Source organism: Anaerobutyricum hallii DSM 3353 (genome assembly GCF_000173975.1).
Lineage (GTDB): Bacteria > Bacillota > Clostridia > Lachnospirales > Lachnospiraceae > Anaerobutyricum > Anaerobutyricum hallii.
This window is the reverse complement of the sequence record NZ_ACEP01000047.1, coordinates 1-15,195: the sequence shown is the minus strand read 5'-3', so window position 1 is coordinate 15,195 and position 15,195 is coordinate 1. Positions and strand designations below refer to the sequence as shown.

At 39.7% G+C, this 15,195-nt stretch carries 13 protein-coding genes; 8 read left to right on the top strand and 5 right to left on the bottom strand.

The genetic code is table 11. The features are described 5' to 3' along the window. Positions 1 to 153 precede the first annotated feature (153 nt). From dnaX to EUBHAL_RS03930, 3 genes are all read right to left on the bottom strand, one after another. Positions 154 to 1,869 carry a DNA polymerase III subunit gamma/tau gene (gene dnaX / locus EUBHAL_RS03940; protein ID WP_005345121.1) on the bottom strand — a complete coding sequence of 572 codons (1,716 nt, stop codon included), beginning with the start codon at positions 1,867 to 1,869 and terminating at the stop codon, positions 154 to 156. Between the two features lie 103 nt (positions 1,870 to 1,972). Next, on the bottom strand, positions 1,973 to 2,977 hold the full coding sequence (locus EUBHAL_RS03935; protein WP_005345120.1) for a protein kinase family protein: 1,005 nt from the start codon (positions 2,975 to 2,977) through the stop codon (positions 1,973 to 1,975). A gap of 146 nt (positions 2,978 to 3,123) precedes the next feature. Beyond that, on the bottom strand, positions 3,124 to 4,476 hold the full coding sequence (locus EUBHAL_RS03930; RefSeq protein WP_005345119.1) for a CCA tRNA nucleotidyltransferase: 1,353 nt from the start codon (positions 4,474 to 4,476) through the stop codon (positions 3,124 to 3,126). A 442-nt stretch (positions 4,477 to 4,918) separates the two neighbouring features. Here EUBHAL_RS03930 and EUBHAL_RS15850 point away from each other — a divergent pair, with 442 nt between their 5' ends. The 5 genes from EUBHAL_RS15850 (at position 4,919) to EUBHAL_RS03910 (ending at position 9,038) form a co-directional block, all read left to right on the top strand. Continuing rightward, entirely contained in the window at positions 4,919 to 5,203 is a 285-nt protein-coding gene (locus tag EUBHAL_RS15850) for a protease complex subunit PrcB family protein (protein ID WP_167534386.1), read from the top strand. Positions 5,204 to 5,312: 109 nt separating this feature from the next. Beyond that, positions 5,313 to 6,887: a DUF3794 and LysM peptidoglycan-binding domain-containing protein gene (locus EUBHAL_RS03920; RefSeq protein WP_005345115.1), complete on the top strand. Its 1,575-nt coding sequence runs from the start codon at positions 5,313 to 5,315 to the stop codon at positions 6,885 to 6,887. 551 nt (positions 6,888 to 7,438) lie between these two features. Then, entirely contained in the window at positions 7,439 to 7,573 is a 135-nt protein-coding gene (locus EUBHAL_RS16325; RefSeq protein ID WP_005345113.1) for a hypothetical protein, read from the top strand. Next, entirely contained in the window at positions 7,557 to 7,916 is a 360-nt protein-coding gene (locus tag EUBHAL_RS03915; RefSeq protein WP_005345112.1) for an LPXTG cell wall anchor domain-containing protein, read from the top strand. The genes EUBHAL_RS16325 and EUBHAL_RS03915 overlap by 17 nt, the downstream gene beginning before the upstream one ends. A 168-nt stretch (positions 7,917 to 8,084) precedes the next feature. Then, positions 8,085 to 9,038 (top strand): class C sortase, encoded by a 954-nt coding sequence (locus EUBHAL_RS03910; RefSeq protein ID WP_005345111.1) that lies wholly within the window; start codon positions 8,085 to 8,087, stop codon positions 9,036 to 9,038. Positions 9,039 to 9,170: 132 nt separating this feature from the next. Here EUBHAL_RS03910 and EUBHAL_RS03905 read toward each other — a convergent pair whose 3' ends face one another. Further along, the gene (locus EUBHAL_RS03905; protein WP_005345110.1) at positions 9,171 to 9,839 is read right to left on the bottom strand and encodes a GntR family transcriptional regulator; all 669 of its coding nucleotides are present in this window, start codon (positions 9,837 to 9,839) and stop codon (positions 9,171 to 9,173) included. Further along, positions 9,839 to 10,816: a 4-(cytidine 5'-diphospho)-2-C-methyl-D-erythritol kinase gene (ispE, locus tag EUBHAL_RS03900; RefSeq protein WP_005345108.1), complete on the bottom strand. Its 978-nt coding sequence runs from the start codon at positions 10,814 to 10,816 to the stop codon at positions 9,839 to 9,841. The genes EUBHAL_RS03905 and ispE overlap by 1 nt, the downstream gene beginning before the upstream one ends. Before the next feature lie 288 nt (positions 10,817 to 11,104). On the opposite strand from ispE, the gene EUBHAL_RS03895 reads away from it, so the two are divergent. From EUBHAL_RS03895 to EUBHAL_RS15845, 3 genes are all read left to right on the top strand, one after another. Then, a complete protein-coding gene (locus tag EUBHAL_RS03895) occupies positions 11,105 to 12,772 on the top strand; it encodes a spore germination protein (RefSeq protein ID WP_005345107.1) in 1,668 nt (555 codons plus the stop codon). Between the two features lie 262 nt (positions 12,773 to 13,034). Further along, positions 13,035 to 14,837: a GerAB/ArcD/ProY family transporter gene (locus EUBHAL_RS03890; RefSeq protein ID WP_167534385.1), complete on the top strand. Its 1,803-nt coding sequence runs from the start codon at positions 13,035 to 13,037 to the stop codon at positions 14,835 to 14,837. A 195-nt stretch (positions 14,838 to 15,032) separates the two neighbouring features. Further along, positions 15,033 to 15,176 (top strand): hypothetical protein, encoded by a 144-nt coding sequence (locus EUBHAL_RS15845; protein WP_005345105.1) that lies wholly within the window; start codon positions 15,033 to 15,035, stop codon positions 15,174 to 15,176. Positions 15,177 to 15,195 lie beyond the last annotated feature (19 nt).

Here is a 15,195-nt window from a genome sequence, read left to right as displayed (position 1 = left end):
AATTTTTGAGGCGTACGCACTGCATATGCCTTAAAAATTTGGACATAGCTGAAAAAAATCTTCTCACAAGATCAAGCACAAAAAGATTCCGGGAGCACATTAACACGCTTTAATGTGTTTATACACCAGAAATAATATTTTGCCAATAATTAATTACTCAAAAATAACCGTCTGGTGAATCTTGCTTAAATCAATATAGTTAGATTGTTCCGTTGGTTGATGTGTACTGGATGTACATTCAAAAGTTACGACCTTACCTGTCTGTTCTGCAACAAGTTCAGATAAAAGATCCAGATTTTTGTGATGTTCTCGCTCAAAGTATTCTTTTGCCAGGTCATTATTTGTAAAGACAAGCTGCAAAATAGTACTGCTGTCAGCTACCGCAACTCTGGCGGCGCGAAGAAACTGCTGCATCGGCATGGATGTTTGATTTACAATATCGTTCCAGTGACTTGCAATTTCTTTCAAGTCATCAGCTTCTGCTGGGGAAAAACGCTTTTCTAATGCTTCTTCCGGTGAAATCTGTCCTTCTGTTCCCTGCGGAAATGCACCAGATACGGCACTGTTTCCAGTTCCATTAACCATACCTGCTGTTCCTGCGCCTGCTGCGCCGGAAGTGCCAAGAGGCTGACCGGTATATGGATCATAGGCAAAAGTACCATTGTTGGTTATCATCCCGGTATTCCCCAGTCCATTTGCAGGAATCATTGGGATGCCTTGTGCAATTTTGTCTTCTAACTGCCGGATACGCTCCGAAAGACTTTCCGTATCGGATTCCATTTCGGGGCGGCAGAGCTTAATGAAGCCAACCTCCAGGAGAACACGCTTCTGTGTGGCAGTCCGAATCTGATTAGAAAGTTCGGAAAGCAGCCGGATATAGCGTAAAAGTGCAATAGTATCTACCATAGAACACTCTTCCTTTAGAGCGGCAATCGTTTCTTTTGACATATCAAGACTTTCTTCAGCACCCTCCTGATCTTTTAAGATAAGAAGATTTCTCAGATACCAGAGAAAATCGGAAAGGAACTGAGAAAGCTCCCGGCCCTCTGTGATCATGCTGTCAATGATATCAAGAGCGGCGATAGAGTCATGATTTAAAATATTACGAAGTAGTGCGCTGAAAACAGAAGTGTCTGCAGTACCAAGTACTTCGAGAACATTGTCATAAGTAAGCGTCTGCCCAAGATAAAAAGCGATGCACTGGTCAAGAAGACTTAAGGCATCTCGCATGGAACCGTCCGCTGCACGGGCGATATAACGAAGAGCCTTTTCATCTGCATCCACCTTCTCTTTCTCCATTAAGGATACAAGATGGTTCGTAATCGTATCAACGGAAATTCGTTTAAAATCATATTTTTGACAACGGGAAAGGATCGTAACAGGAATTTTGTGTTTTTCTGTTGTAGCCAAAATAAAGATAACATAAGAAGGAGGTTCTTCAAGCGTTTTCAAAAGAGCATTAAATGCTCCGGAAGAAAGCATATGAACCTCATCAATAATATATACCTTATAACGTCCCTCAACTGGGGAATATTGTACCTGTTCCCGAATATCACGAATATTCTCCACACCGTTATTGGAAGCCGCATCAATTTCTAAAACGTCAAGAGAACTCTGGTTATTAATTGCCTGACAGGAAGGACAGGCATTACAAGGGTTCCCATTAACCGGGTGTTCACAGTTTACTGCCTTTGCAAAAAGCTTCGCAATGGAAGTCTTACCAGTACCCCGGGTGCCGCAGAAAAGATAGGCATGCCCTATTCGGTTGTAAATAATCTGATTTCTCAATGTCTGGACAATGGCATCCTGCCCTTTTACTTCATCAAAATCACTCGGACGCCACTTCCGGTATAAAGCCATATAGCCCATCGAATCACTCACTCTCCCAGAAAAATATGCTTAAAACATTTTAGCATATTTACAGGTGAACAGGCAACTATAGCTTTTAGGGATAGGAGTCTTTTCTTTTATTTTACAGAAGATTTATATTAAGTGTTCTCAAAAAGTCTGCAAATTGCTTCAAAAAAGAATGTCGTTCTTCATTCTGTGCCAGAACTTTTTGCAGTTTTTCCAGTGTTCTTGGAGGAATCCAGCTTTTTCGATGATTATAGTATTGATTGGATATTTTCCAGAACTTTTCAGGATATAAAAAAAGTAAATATAAGAAAAGAAAATCTTTTTCTGTGAGATGCCGGTAAATAGAATAACCGGAAATCCCTGTCTCAAAAAAAGCATAGTCGTAATGATTTTTTTCTAAAGTTTTTCGAAGAAAAAGATAGAGATCCAAAAGGTAAGGCTGATAACACAAAGATTCAAAATTGACTGTAGCAACAGAATAATCCGGTAAGATTAATACGTTATGGTAATGATATGCGCCGTGGCACATGCCGCAGTCCGTATCAGCGAGATCAGCTTCTGCTTTAAGAAGGTGTGCAAGGGCATGGGAAGCTTCCTTATAAAATGAATCAAAACAATCCATGTAAAGAAGTTCGAAGTCATTTTTCCCGCGAACTTTCCCGATAAATTTTCGGATAGAACGGAGTTCACGGTTTTTTCGCTCAAAAAGATGACTTGTGGTTTCTGTTTTCAGATTTTCAAAAGGAATTTCCTCAATAGAAGAAGATACCTTATGTAAAAAAGCAAGATTTCGGCAGGAAGCAGCCACATCAGACAGGTTCCGGCAGTCACATTCTCTACCTTTAAAATAATGTTTCAGGACAAATGGAGTGCGGTAACGGTCATAGGTAACAAGACTCTCTTCCTTTGTCAGAAAATAACGGTCTGTAGTAAGAAAACCAGCATTAGCAAGCTTTTCTTTCCACTCATATTCCAGAGCAAGTTTCTGGAGGGAACCGTGATATTCTTTTAATAAGGCAAGCCCCTGCTCTGTCTCGCACTGGAAAGTTCCGCGGCTTCGAAAAGTAGACAGAACTTTTACATCGTACTGCTCTAATAATTCTTTGTATTTTTCGCTCAAAAAAATCCCTCCAAACTAATGTACTCTAAAAAACTTCTCACAAAATCAAGCGCAGAAAGATTCTCAGAGTACATATAAGACAGACAACGGATTACGGAATAAACATGGTCTATCCTATGTGTAAAAGAGGGATGTTATGTGTAAAATTACTGAACTTCCTGATAAATTTTCAAGGCAAGTTCTTCAAGTTTCTCATATTCATTTAATTCAGGATTATTAAGCACCTGTGCGAGCAATGCATTAAGAATTGCACCAATCATTTTCCCCTCAGAAATACCTAATGCTTTTAACTGATTTCCATTAATTTTAAGATCCTTTAAAGTAAGACAGTCATTTGCAGTAAGAATCTCTCTGTAAGCTTCCCTTGTCTCTTTAAGGGCAGTAAGCTTTTTAAGGCGCATAAAATCACTCTGTGCGGAAATATCAGCTTCCATCACATCAAGAAGATAAGGAAAAAGATCGACACCGACTCTGTGAATAATCTTCCTTACATGCTTACGTCCTGTACCTAAAGGGTCATTAAAACGAATATCATGGTTTGCAATCAATGTTGTGACCATGTGCGTAGTCTGATTGTCAAACTTAAGCCGTTTGAGGGCAGCCTTTGCAAGGTCAGCACCGACGGCATTGTGATTATAAAAATGATCAATACCATTCTCATCCGTTGTGCGAGTCTCTGGCTTGGCAATATCATGAAGCAGCATTGTGAGACGAAGAACCGGATTCGGGGCAATCGTTTCAACAGCGTGAACTGTATGGTCACCTACAGAATAAATATGATGCGGGTTATTCTGTGGAGTTTCCATCATACGATCAAACTCTGGAAGAAAAACACTTGTAAGGCCAGTCTCATAAGCAGCGCGAATCATTTCAGGATGGCCGGAAACCAAAAGCTTCATCAATTCTGTCTGAATACGTTCCGCACTTACATCCTTAAGAAATGTATGCTGGGCCTCAATCGCCGCCTTAGTATTTTCTTCAATCTTAAAATTTAACTGTCCTGCAAAACGAACTGCACGAAGCATTCGAAGCGCATCCTCATCAAATCGCTCTGCAGGATTACCAACACAGCGGATGATTCGATCAGTTAAATCCTGAATTCCTCCAAATAAATCAACAAGCCCCTGCTCTTCATTATAAGCCATCGCATTAATCGTAAAATCACGACGCATCAGATCTTCCTTAAGATCAGAGGTAAAAGTCACTTCATTCGGACGGCGGTGGTCTTCATAAGTTCCATCAATTCGGTAAGTTGTCACCTCATATCCGACTTTATCCATCATAATCGTAACTGTACCGTGTTTCAGTCCTGTATCAATTGTTCTTGGAAATAATGCTTTAACCTGCTCCGGCAGCGCAGAAGTAGTAATATCCCAATCCGCAGGCTCTTTTCCAAGAATAGAATCCCTTACACAGCCACCAACAACGTATGCTTCGTAACCATGAGCAGAAAGTGTCTTGATAATATCAGAGGCATGTTTTGGAATAGAAATATGCATGGGTTAATCCCCCTCCTTTCGAAAATGTTTTTATCTCTTTATTGCGATAATTATAACATAAAAAAAGGTTTATTACTATTTAATTCATTAGACAAACTACAGACGAATTAAACAGGGGAGGGGATTTGGGGACGAGATGCGAGAGCTTCTGCTTGCTCGAGAAGAGGTTCACTGGCTCGTCTGTTTATTCACCCAACCACAAATTACTATTTTCCTTTTGTTTGCATATATTAAAGTAAGCACCTTTCAGGAGTATCAGAATATGTCTCAAAGTACAAAAAAGCAAGGAACATCCATAGTCCTTTTTCCACTATGGGTGTTTATATTCTGCCTTTGCCTCAACGGTTGCACCGTCTTAAACATAAATAGTTTTCATTTCGGCAAACTGGGAAAGAAAGAGCAGGGGCAGGCGGTAAAGTATGAGATATGCAGTGGGAAGAATATGCCGGAGCGACTGCAGAAGATTATTGAAGAGAGAAAAAAGAAACCGGGAACATTTGCATATAAGAATTCGAAATATACATATTTGGTGGTCTGTTATGGGGAGAAATCCTATAGTGGTTACAGTGTCAGGGTGGAGCAATGCTGGAAAGATAAGGAGCAGCTTTACTTAGAAACGCAGTTAATAGGTCCGGCAGCGGGGGAAGAAGTAGTGGAAACGCTGACGTATCCCTTTTTAGTTGTGCGTTGTGGGCGGACAGAACTTTTGTGCCGGATTGAGTCCTGAAAAAATCATAAACCAGCCAGAAGCAACATATACTGATAACGAAGCCGAAAAGACGGGTAGAGTGTGTCCGCATAAAATATAGCAAGTTTTATTGGGTGGAGGTTTATTTATGAAGGTTGAAAAGAAAGCGGTTCGTTCAGGTATTTTAAAGTTAGAAAAAAATGTGCAGATTACGCTTGATGAGGATATGAATGTGCCGGATACCCGGCCGGATGTGGAAAAGATTATAGAGAGCCGAGGCGAGGTACATATTGATGAGATAGAAGTGCTGACAGACCGTATGCGCCTGCGGGGGAATTTCCTCGTGCAGATTTTGTATCTGAGTACGGATAAAGAGCAGCAGATTTCCTGCATGGAGCATGAGTTTTCCATAGAAGAATTTATGAATGTGGAGAGTGCAGAAAGCAGCGATATCGCAAAGGTGACGGCCGACCTTGAAGATCTCACGATTTCCATTATCAATTCCAGAAAATGTGGTGTGCGTTCTGTTATATATTTTCACATAGCCATTTCCGAAATGAAGTTTGTGGAGTGTACGACTGGAATCGAGAAAAAGGAAAATGTCCAATGCTTATATGAGTCTCCGTCCATGACGGAAATTATCATGAATAAAAAAGATATTCAGAGGATTAAGGCAAGTGTCAGCCTGCCAGCAGGTAAGCCGAATATCAAAGAGATTCTCTGGAATTCAATGCAGCTTCGGGATGTAGATATCCGTATGATGGAAAATAAATTATCTATCCGGGGAAGTCTTTTCCTGTTCATTCTTTATCAGGCAGAAGAGGGTAGCGAATCACTGCAATACTACGATTGGGAGATTCCATTTACCAACGAATTAGACTGTGCGGACAGTCAGGAGAATCTTATTGGGAATATAGCGGTAATGCTCGGAAACCATCAGGCAGTGATTAAGCCGGATATTGACGGCGAGCCAAGAGATGTGGAAATAGAGGCGGTATTAGAACTTGACCTGAAAGCTTATCGGGAATTTAAAATGCCTTTGCTTAAAGATATGTATGCAAATGACCGAAAATTAAAATTAAAAACCAGTCCGATTACATTTGAAAATCTCATTTTCCAGAATAACGCGAAAACAAAGGTAAGTCAGCGGGTGGAGGCAGCAGGAGAGATTCATAAACTTTTACAGGTTCTTAATGTAGAAGGAAATGTACGAATCGAAGACTTTCAGCTTACTAAACAGGGCATCGCAACGGAGGGACTCATTTTCTGCAAAGTTCTTTATATAGCAGGAGATGATACCGCGCCGATTCAGTCCAAAGAAATCGTTATTCCATTTGAATATTTAGTAGAAATACCAGAAGTAGCCGAGACAGACCGCTGTGAGATTCGCGGTGTGCTGGAACAGATTGGTGGTTATGTTGTGGACAGCAACGAATTAGAAATCAGGGCGGTTGCCGGAATCTATGTAACCGGTTTCTCACCACAGACAATGTATATGATTGATGAAGTAGAGGAAATTCCGTACAGTGAGGAAGAAATTTCGAGGATTCCGTCTATTACAGGCTATATCGTAAAAAGCGGAGACACTCTCTGGAATATCGCAAAACATTACGGAACGACAATAGAAAAAATGAAGCAATATAATGAAAATCTCACAGAACCATTAGAAACAGGGCAGAAATTGTTCCTGTTAAAAGAAATGGAAAGTCTCATAGGGGAGTGACATCCTCCACCTGCCGTAAAGATGGGAGACTTCTTGCTGGAAGAGGATAAATACATAAAAGTAATGAACAAAAATGCCGGGGTCAGAGTAATTTCTGATTCCGTCTTTTTTGTGCTTAAAAATATATAGAAAAAGTACGCATTTACATTAAATAATTGCGTTTTATGTAGTATAAGCAAGAAAATGATAAAAATATTGTAAAAAAAAGGATAATTCTTTTCAACTTATTGATAAGAAAAAACGAGGATTGTAAAATAAGAAACATAAATAAGACACGGCATTAAGACGTATATACAACATCTATATTATGGGGATATTAGATGGATCATGTATGACGTTGCAGACATTAATAAGATTGAGAGCATAATTAAGAATTAAAAGCCGGGGAAAGGTTTAGTTATGGCAGAGAAAGAATTAAGAAGGATGAGTCGTCCTGAATTAATAGAAATTATATATGCGTTAAAATCTAATGAGGAATCTTTGCAGAAGAAGAATGCAATCGTACGATTCAGATTTCAGAGGCAGGCTTTATTGCAGAGGCTGCCCTTCAGTTGAACGATATATTTTCTACTGCCCAGGCCGCAGCCGATGATTATCTCACATCTATTAAAGCAGCGAACGTTTCAATGGAAGAAGAACAGAAAGCCGCAGAAAAGGAGCAGATGCTGAATGGAGCGGACGAGTAAAGAGGAAGTAAACATCCCCTCGATTAAAGAGATACGTCTTGAACGTCGGCGGTTAGCACGACAGAACCGTAAGCGACGCATATTTTTTAATACAACAATTACATGGGATGGTACAAATCGTACAGGTGTGCTTACTAGTTTGACTGGTAATCAGGAAGATGGAAAGATTACATTTGCACCTAATGATGACAAGAGTGAATTAGTTACAAACGTAGTCAACAAGAAAGGTTCCACTCTCCCATCCACCGGTGGTATCGGTACAACAATCTTCTACGTTGTTGGTGCTATCTTAATGGTTGGAGCAGCAGTTCTTCTTATCACAAAGAGACGTGCTGAGAACTAATCCGTTCTGAATGTTTATAACAACAATTTGATATTATGAGATTTTCAGGGGCAGGGGCTTTTAGCTCCTGTCCCAATCTTAAAGGTAAATATATGCCTGCACAGTTACACAAACAAGATTTTGTGAGAGCATAAATATACAAAAGGAAATGACATCAGGGAGAGAACTATGAAGTCTGGAAAGAAGTCAGAGAAAAAATCAAAGAAAACATTGAAAAAAAAGAAGTTGAGTTCGAATATTACCACTATCATTTTAATATTGATTTTCCTCGTGGGGCTGTCCGTGATGTTATATCCGACCGTGAGCAATTATATTAATCAGAGGCATCAGTCAAAGGCGATTGCGGCATACGATGAAAAGGTGTCGGAAATGAAGCCGGAGGATTATACGAAGTATTTTGAAGCGGCGGAGAAGTACAATAAGAAGCTTGCGAAAAATCCATCTGCATTTTATAACCCGGATGAAATTAAAGGTTATGAGAAAATACTTGATATTAGTGGTACAGGTATTATGGGTTATATCACAATCAAGAAGCTTGGTGTAGAGCTTCCGATTTATCATGGAACAGATGAGGGTATTTTACAGATTGCGGCCGGACATTTGAAAGGAACCAGTTTTCCGGTTGGCGGAGACAGTACGCACAGTGTTATTTCTGCCCACCGTGGTCTGCCGAGCGCAAAGCTTTTTACAGACCTCGATAAAATGGAAGTAGGAGATACATTTACTATTACAATTTTGAATCGAGAGATTACTTACGAGGTTGATGATATTTCTATCGTTCTTCCAGATGAAACGGATAGCCTGCAGATTGAAGATAAAAAGGATTACTGTACCCTGATGACCTGTACACCGTATGGTATTAATACACATCGTCTGCTTGTGCGTGGCCATTGTATCGGAACCGGAGAACCGCAGCATATCCATGTTACAGCAGAAGCGTTCCAGATTGACCCGACAATCACGGCATCCGTTATGGGAATTATTCTTCTTATCATGCTTTTAATTCGTGTCCTTATCCGTACACGGAAAAAAGGACAGGAAGGAAAACATTTAAAATGTAATCAGGTATTTCTTCATCTGAAAAGGGGAGATCTGATAGGCAATAATAAAAAAACAAAATAATAAAAGGCATTTAAAATGAAAACCAGCCACAAAGAGCAGATTTTCTCTTGAAGGAAAGAGATGCTTCTTGTGACTGGTTTTGTATTTTGTAAATTTTGCATAATAGGGATGCCTGACTTTCGTCCGCCCTTCCTATGCTTCCTGAATGTTATTAATTACTTCCTGCTGCTGATTAAGCAGATGTGTTTTCATCAGTTCCTTTGCCTTTATAGAATCTCTGCTGGAAATGGCATCAAGCAATTCCCGATGTTCCTCCACAAGATTAGAGCGCTGGCGAATATCTTTCACATATTCCATGCGGTAACGATAGAACTGTTCGCGCAGATTATTGATAATAGAAATAAGGCGGTCATTGTTTGTTGCGCGGAAAATGGTATCATGGAAAGTCTCATCTTTATCTACGATATCGAGAATATCCCCATTCTCTACGGAACGGATGAAGTCCTCATGAGCCTGACGTAAATCATGAAGCCCAGACTGATCAATTCGTTCGCAGGCAAGAACAGCAGCGAATTCTTCAAGAACAGTACGGATTTCGATGACATCACGAAGATTTTTTTCTGTGATTCTGGCTACTTGAGCACCTTTTCGTGGAATCATGATAACCAGGCCTTCCAGTTCTAACTTACGAATAGCTTCTCTTACAGGAGTACGGCTTACACCGAGGCGGTTGGCAAGAGAAATTTCCATGAGACGTTCTCCCGGTGCGAATTCACCAGTAATAATTGCCTGGCGAAGTGTGTTAAATACAACGTCACGAAGTGGCAGATATTCATTTACATTAAAGTTAGTGTCTTTCATTAGTTGTTTCTCCTTCCCTTTTTCGCTGTATATTTATCCCCCTGTGTCAGCGAACTGTTTTTTTTCGAAAAATGATTATGATTTTTCTGCGATTTCGACCGTGGGAGATTTTTACTAAATGGGCGGACAACGGCGGTCTGCCGGATTCCCGGGTCATTATGGAAAAATTCAGCTGCCTTTCCGGCGGCTTCTCTTGAGGTAAATATACCAAATACGGTGGAGCCACTTCCGCTCATAAGCGCATTGACAGCTCCTAATCTTCTCATATCTTTTTTTATCTGTACGATAGCTGGATAATGCTTTTCTGTAACCTGTTCTAATACATTACCCATACGGTCGGTGATACCTGTAAGGTCACCGTGGCTGATGGCCTGAATCATTCCGTCTATGTCTGGATGGGCTGTCTGTTCATCGAGATGCAGGTGCTCATATACAAACTTTGTAGACATAGAGAAAGATGGTTTTACAATTAAAAACCAGCATGGCGGAATAGAAGGAAGAGGAGTTAATATCTCACCGATTCCTTCAGAAAGTGCGGTTCCTCTCATAATGCAAAATGGAATGTCTGCGCCAAGGGTAAGCCCATGTTTAATAAGCTCGTCCTGTGTTATTCCAAGAGAAAATAGCTGATTCATGCCTACCAGAGCAGCGGCAGCATCGGTACTTCCGCCGGCCATTCCTGCAGCAACAGGGATGTGCTTTTCAATTGCTGCATCAACACCGTCTGAAATATTATATGCAGTACGTATCGTGTCAATGGCCCGATAGACAAGGTTCTTCTCATTGAGGGGGAGGTAAGGCAGATTCGAAGAAAGACGAATCTGTCCGCATGTATTCTTCTGTAAAGTAATGTAGTCAAAAAGCTTCACTGTCTGCATAATCATTCTGACTTCGTGGTAACCGTCTTCCCGCCTTCTAAGTACGTCCAGTCCCAGATTCACCTTGGCATATGCTTTCAAATGTAAGGGCTGAGTCATAAAAATTGTACCTCCTCTGTATCTTGTATACAATTATTATAACGCATTTTTGCAAAAAATCAAGAAAGAAACACCTGTATAAAAAAGAAAAAATTTCTCAATACTAACAGAGTATTTTTGCGGAAAATATAGGGAGAAATATTCTTAATGTTATGCGGGTATAACAATTTGAGATTCCAGTAAAATATTAAAAGTTGATAAGCCCGCAGGCAAAAGTTTAAGAATAATAAATAAGAGATTTTAGTGGCATATTTTTAGTGGCCTATTAAAAAGAGCTGGAGGGGAAAAGTGCGAATAAAGTATAACAGAGACCAGAAAATAAAAGGAAATCTTACCCAGAATTTTGATAAAGATTACGCATTTTTGGAGAAAGCATTAGACCGAAGCGGGGATATTGTAAAGAATGTATTTTATGTAGGAGACACCGCTGATATACAAAGTATTATGGAAGAGCAAACAGATGCAAATACAGACAGTGACACAAACAGTATTATGGAAGAGCAAACAGATGCGAATACAGACAGTGATATAGGTAGAAAAACAGTTTCGAAAAGAATAGTGAAAACTACGCAGAACAATAAAAAAATAAAGCCTAAAAAAGCAGCAGTCATCTATGTCGATGGAATGACGGATGCAGATATGGTGGAAGACTTCGTGATCCGTCCGCTCCTTAAAAATAAATGTGAAAAAACAGGGCATGATTTTCTCTCTTATGTAGAAAATCATGTGATGGAAACAGTGGACTGGAAAGAGGATGAAAGTTTTGAAGATATTTTAACAGATATTTTATCAGGAAATACCCTGCTTTTGCTGGAAAGCTGCCCGAAAGCAATTATTTTATCTACAAAGAAATACCCATCAAGAGGGGTAGGGGAAACCCAGCAGGAAATGGTTATCCGCGGTCCGAAAGACAGTTTTACAGAAAATATGCGAATGAATACAGCATTGATTCGCCGCCGAATCCGTGATTCTCGCCTGAAAATGGAGCATACGATGGTTGGGGAGCGCTCCAAAACAGATTTGGCAATTGTATACATGGATGATCTTGTTCAGCCGGAACTTCTTGAAAAGGTAAGACAAAAAGTAAATGCACTCAGCTTTGATGGTATTTTAGATGGAGGAATGGTAGAGCAGCTTTTAGAAGAGAATGTATGGACACCATTTCCACAATTTCAACATACAGAACGGCCGGATAAGGCGGCAAGTGGATTACTGGAGGGGAGAATCGTTCTTGTTGTGGATAACTCTCCGGGCGTGTTAATTTTGCCCGTCACTTATCAAATGTTTTTTCAGGCAGGTGACGATTACTATACCCGATTTGAAGTGGCATCATTTGCCCGTTTGCTTCGCTTTGCAGCTTCATTGTTTGCGATAGGATTTCCGGGATTGTATGTTGCCATAGCAGCATTTCATACAGAAATGCTCCCAACCTCCTTTTTGTTATCCATTGCAACAGCACGAACTGGCATCGTCATTCCAGTTGCTTTAGAAGTTTTGCTTATGGAATTTCAGTTTGAATTATTAAAAGAAGCAGGAATTCATTTGCCCGGACAGCTCGGAGGAACAATCGGTATTGTCGGCGGCCTCATCGTAGGCCAGGCAGCAGTGGAAGCGGGAATTGTCAGTACAATCGTTGTTATCGTTGTATCTTTTACAGCTATTGCATCATTTATCGTGCCAAATGAATCCTTTGGCGCCGTATTTCGTTTGTTAAAGTTTCTTTTTATTGTTACTGCAGCAATATGGGGAATTTACGGCTATCTTCTCACTTTTGCCGCATTATTATTGCATTTATCTCAGATAGAATCCTTCGGTGTTCCATATATGCTGCCTTCTGTTTGTGGGGAAAACTTAAATTATGATGATAAAAAGGATCATTATGTTCGCTATCCATTTGCTTATATGAAAAAAAGACCAGTATTTACGAGAGAGGGCCGGAGAATTCGAAAAAGATAGATACGCTATCCCCAAATTTACAGGCAGAAGATGTAATGATTCATAAAAGGATGAAGAAAAGAAAACGAAAATAGAATGAAAATAAAATGGGGGACGGTCAAAGAGGAGGATGTATAAAATGTATGAAAATAAGATTTCTGCAAGGCAGTTACGCAGAATGATCTTTATAGAAACATTTGGAGCGGGAGCATTATCTATACCGGCATTTGCCTGCTATAAAGAACAGAATGGCTTTTGGAGCCTGATTTTTTATGGGGTGTTTTTGACGGGAACGATTGCCTTTTTTATTATTTTTTCTGGGAAAATAAGTGAAGAAAATTTTGAAAACAGAAAAATAGGTAAGACAGGTCTGGCAAGGGATGCAAATATTAATGTTTCAAAAATGCAAACAAGGCTTAAATCTATAAATTTTCCGGAAGTTTTACCACAGCCAATAAAATTTGTATACATGATTCGTTTTTTCATAAATGCAGTAGCACTTTTTTATTTCTTTGGTAAGACAATTCAGACTGTTTATATGCCAGAAAGCAGCTTTTTATTTATTATTTTTCCTGCTGCGATTTTGCTTTGCTACAGCTTGTATACAACATTACAAAAAAGAGCCAGATTTTTAGAAATCATTTTTCAGTGGATTATCACGACGTATTTTATTGCTGTGATTTTATCATTTATCGGAATTGAAAAAGCAATGCAGATAGGGAATGCAGGAGAACTCTGGCAAGGAATTCTTTCAGATAATATTTTCCGAAGCATGGGAAACGGATATTTGATGTTACTGTGCAGCAGTCCAATAGAATTTCTCTTGTTTTTGAGGCCTGCTGCCGAAGAAAGAGGAACCGAAACAAAAAATAGAAAAGTAGAGGACAAAAATAATAAAGAAGGTAAAAATAATAGAGAAGGTAAAGATGATAAAGCAATACGGGACATAATAACAGCCGTCGCAGGTGCAATTCTCTGTAATGTTTTATTTTGTTTCCTTTCCGTGCGAACACTTGGCCCAACTCTCACAAGCCAGTCAGAATGGCCAGTCATCAAAATGATGCAGCTAATCCGAATGCCGGGCGGGTTCTTAGAACGATTTGATATCCTGCCGATTATATTTTGGATACTGTGCATGATGGCGGTTTTAAGCGGTTATCTCTATTATGGATGGAGTATTTTTCAAACACGCTCTAGAGGATGTTTGAAAAATTTTTTAGGAATTACTTTTGTCTGCTTAGTGCTCTTGACTTGCGTTGTGGAAAAACACACTCTTTTGTGGACGTTTTATCTCAAATATAAGGCATTTGTGGATTTCCCGCTGTCCTTAATATTGCCACTTGTAGTTTGGCTTTTTAAAAGACAGAAAGATTTCAATTATCAAGAAAAAACAGAAAAAGATAAAGAAGAAAGAAAAAATATTGCAAAATATAAGAACAATAAGCAGGTAAAGTATTTTGCAGGAATAACTCTTTTAATCTTTTTCCCAATTCTTTTTTCCTTAACTGGCTGCCAGCGCCTTACAGATGTAGAAGAAAAAAACTATATCTTATCCATGTACGTTGATTATCCCGCTGATGAAGAAAATGCTTATCAGTTTTGGATAGCTCGGGCAAATTTAAGCGAAATGGAGGGGCAAAGCGACGAAATTCCCTGCCAGATCACAAAAATAGAAGCCCGGAATCTACAGCAATTAGAAGAAAAATACTTGGAAATAGTCCCCGGAAAAACCGAGTGGAATCATATTTATACAATTTTCTTAGGTTCGGGAATAGCAGCAAATAAAACAGAATGCACTCGTCTGCTAAAAGAATGGGATAATGAGTGGCAGAAATCTCCGAATGTCCTTCTGGCACTATGCCCCGAAAACCCGAAAGAACTATACAAAATAAAAAATATTCCTGCCGGAGCAGCAGGACAGGAAATAAACCTTCTCGCAGAACAAAACAAAGAAAAATATTCCGGACAAATCTGCGAAACGCCAATAGACTACCTTCGTGCCAAACAGCAGCAACAGGATAAAATTACACTGTACCGGGTTACTATAGAAAACGGGAATTTAAAAATAATGACAGACGAACTCTGAAAGATACCGCATTCCTATTTGTGACTTTAGTCGCAGCAGGTTGGATGTTCGCTCCTACGCTCACATCCAACCTTTGCTCCGAGGCCACAAATAGGAATGCGGTATCTTTCAGAGTTCTGACTATGGCTGAAGCAGTTAATTTGGCAAATTTCTAACTATTACCATTTGATTTAACAAAATCCAGCCGAAAAAACAGTGAAGAAGATAAGAGCCGGAAGAGAGATTCAACTAAAAACAGCCAAAGACAGCCACCGAAGAGAACCTATCCCCTATATTTGCGGCCTCGGAGCAAGGTTTGGATGTGAGCGTATAAGTGAACATTCAAACCGCCGTGACTAAAGTCGCAAATATAGGGGAT

Excerpts from the sequence above, each read along its gene's own strand:
- dnaX (WP_005345121.1), bottom strand. The coding sequence starts at position 1,869 with ATGGGCTATATGGCTTTATACCGGAAGTGGCGTCCGAGTGATTTTGAT.
- EUBHAL_RS03930 (WP_005345119.1), bottom strand. The coding sequence starts at position 4,476 with ATGCATATTTCTATTCCAAAACATGCCTCTGATATTATCAAGACACTT.
- EUBHAL_RS15850 (WP_167534386.1), top strand. The coding sequence starts at position 4,919 with ATGCCGGAGCGACTGCAGAAGATTATTGAAGAGAGAAAAAAGAAACCG.
- EUBHAL_RS03920 (WP_005345115.1), top strand. The coding sequence starts at position 5,313 with ATGAAGGTTGAAAAGAAAGCGGTTCGTTCAGGTATTTTAAAGTTAGAA.
- EUBHAL_RS03915 (WP_005345112.1), top strand. The coding sequence starts at position 7,557 with ATGGAGCGGACGAGTAAAGAGGAAGTAAACATCCCCTCGATTAAAGAG.
- EUBHAL_RS03910 (WP_005345111.1), top strand. The coding sequence starts at position 8,085 with ATGAAGTCTGGAAAGAAGTCAGAGAAAAAATCAAAGAAAACATTGAAA.
- EUBHAL_RS03905 (WP_005345110.1), bottom strand. The coding sequence starts at position 9,839 with ATGAAAGACACTAACTTTAATGTAAATGAATATCTGCCACTTCGTGAC.
- ispE (WP_005345108.1), bottom strand. The coding sequence starts at position 10,816 with ATGACTCAGCCCTTACATTTGAAAGCATATGCCAAGGTGAATCTGGGA.